Source organism: Atribacter sp., from assembly GCF_035418125.1.
Lineage (GTDB): Bacteria > Atribacterota > Atribacteria > Atribacterales > Atribacteraceae > Atribacter > Atribacter allofermentans.
The window spans coordinates 1-2,588 of the sequence record NZ_DAOLQM010000284.1 but is presented as its reverse complement, the minus strand read 5'-3'; the positions used below and the strand labels follow the sequence as shown (position 1 = coordinate 2,588).

Below are 2,588 nucleotides of genomic sequence, written 5' to 3'. Positions count from 1 at the left end.
GACAGGAAGATAACAAAGGAAATGATAAAGGCAAGAGTCCGCCTATTTTCATCCACAAATTGTGTTATAAAAAGAATTGCCTTCTATTCAGGCAAATTATTTATCATTTCAATAAATAAGTTGACTAATTCGGGATCAAATTGTTTTCCAGCACATCTTTTAAGCTCTTTTAGTGCTCTCGCCTTGGGACAAACCCCTCCTCTTTGGTTAAATTTATTTTTTCTGGTCATTGTATCATAGGCAGTAATAATAGCATTCAATCGAGAAAGTAAGGGGATTTCTTCTCCTTTTAAACCTTGAGGGTATCCGCTTCCATCCCAGTTTTCATGTTGGGATAATATAGCATAGGCTATTCCTGACAACTCATCAATGTTTCGGGCAATTCGATAACCAATTTCTGAATGTCTTTGAATGATTGACTGTTCTTCTTTAGTGAGAGGACTGGTTTTATTGAGTAATTCATCGGGTGATGCAATATTCCCAATATCATGAAAGGTAACTAAAAGGACAAAACAGTCCAGGTCTGTTCCGGTGAGATTGACAGTCTCACCAAAGATTTGAGCTAAATTCTGAAGATAAGCTATATGTTCGTCAGATATATCGTTTTTCTTTTGTAAAGCTGATTTTAAAGTTAATAAAAATGTATTTCTCGAGCTCCGACTCTCTATAAGTTTATTTTGATACATATTATCTTCTGCTTCCTTGAATATTTTCATAATGTCTTGGTCAGCTCGGGTTTTTACTGAAAAACCAATCGCCATTGATAAAGGTATCGAACATACCTGAGTCCTTTTACATTGTTCTATAATCCTTTTTTTAATAGCTTCAATTTCTTTCACTGAAGTTTTTGGAAGAAAAATAACAAACTCGTCTCCGCCCCAACGGGCGATTATATCTTCTTTCCGACATACGTCCTTCAAAACACTCGATGACGTTTTCAGTAACTGATCTCCCATGGGATGGCCGTATGCATCGTTAATCAATTTTAGACGATTGATATCAACCATAATAATACCGATTGGAAGCTGCCGGTCGGTGTCAAGTCGTTTTATTTCTTCTTCCAGATAAACTCGGTTATAAAGTCCAGTAAGGGAATCATGAAAAGACAGGTAGTTAACTCGCTCATTGGCTTTTCTCTGCTCGGTTATATCATGACCAATGCCTATCAATCCAATTGCTTCTCCTTTTTCGTCAAATAAGGGAATCTTTGAAGAAAGAAGAAAGCGCTCTTCACCGCTTGGCCGGACCAAGCGTTCCTCTCTATTGATTATGGACTTCCTATTATTGAGAACAAACATATCATCTTTGTAAAACTGTTTTGCAACTTCTTGAGGAAATACCTCAAAATCAGTTTTTCCTAAAACCTCTTCTTCTCTTTTTAACCCCATATTTTCTAAATCAGCCGGATTAGCAAGCAACTTTCTGGTTTCCCGGTCTTTTACATAAACAGCATCGGGTAAATTATCAATTAACGTTCGAAGAAGAGTCCTTTCACGGCGCAATTCTTCTTCCATCTTTTTTCTATGGGTAATATCGTGACAAACGCAAAATATCAGCTTTTTCCCGTCAAATACGGCAGCATTACTGCTAATCTCGACATTGATAATTGATCCATCTTTGCGGCGATGTTTGGTTTCAAAGTGATCTCCGGCTTCACTAACCAATTGAGTCTGACTGAGCAACTGTTCACGAGTAAATAGGGCATCCCATTCCCATACATGAAGGCGGTAAATTTCATCCATAGTATATCCCAACATGTCGGCAAACCTTTGATTGGCTTCAAATACACCACCTTCTTGATCCATTACCACAATACCGTCTCTGGATTGTTCAATCAGTATTCTCCGTCGAATGGCTTCTTCTGCCAGTGTTTTTTCAGCCTGTTTTTGTTCAGTAATATCCACAAAAGAACCCATAATACAAACTGGCTGATCATCCTCATTAGTAACCAGAGTGGCTGAGACCTGAACATCGAAAAAGGAACCATCTTTTTTCCTACCAGCTAATTCTCCAAAATAAGCTCCATTTTCTCTAAGTTTATTCAAGACCTGAAATTTTTCAAAATCTTTCCCCCAAAAATACCTGATTGGTCTTCTCAAAACTTCTTCTTTTTTTTCATAGCCCCATAATCGTAAAGCAGCTGTATTAAAAAAAGTTATCATACCATTGAGGTCAATCATAGCAATGGCATTAATGGAGGATTCGATAGAGGATTTCATGATTCTAAGGTCTCGTGTTATGGCTCGATTCACGGATTGATCTCGGAATACAATAACAGCCCCGATTCTTTTATCATATTGATCTTGAATTGGTGCAATACTTCCATCGATTGGTTTTACTATGCCTTTTCTGTCTATGAGTAGGATACTGTTAGCAAAGTTATGAATGCCTTTACCATTTAACACCCCGGTAATTTGATAATTATAGGAAATATTGCTTTTTTCATCTCTAAGGGAGAATACTTCATTTATCATTTTTCCTTTAGCTTCGTTTGCTTCCCAACCAGTAATTTTCTCGGCCATTGGATTAAGACTGGTGATAAATCCATTTTTATCGGTACTGATTACTCCATCACCAATTGAATGAAG

The 2,588-nt window shown here is 37.2% G+C and carries 1 protein-coding gene; it reads right to left on the bottom strand.

What is annotated here, in order from left to right; all coding sequences use genetic code 11:
* Window positions 1-83: 83 nt before the first annotated feature.
* Window positions 84-2,588 (bottom strand): PAS domain S-box protein (locus tag PLK24_RS10560; protein ID WP_324478938.1); only part of this gene is annotated, 2,505 nt, incomplete at its 5' end.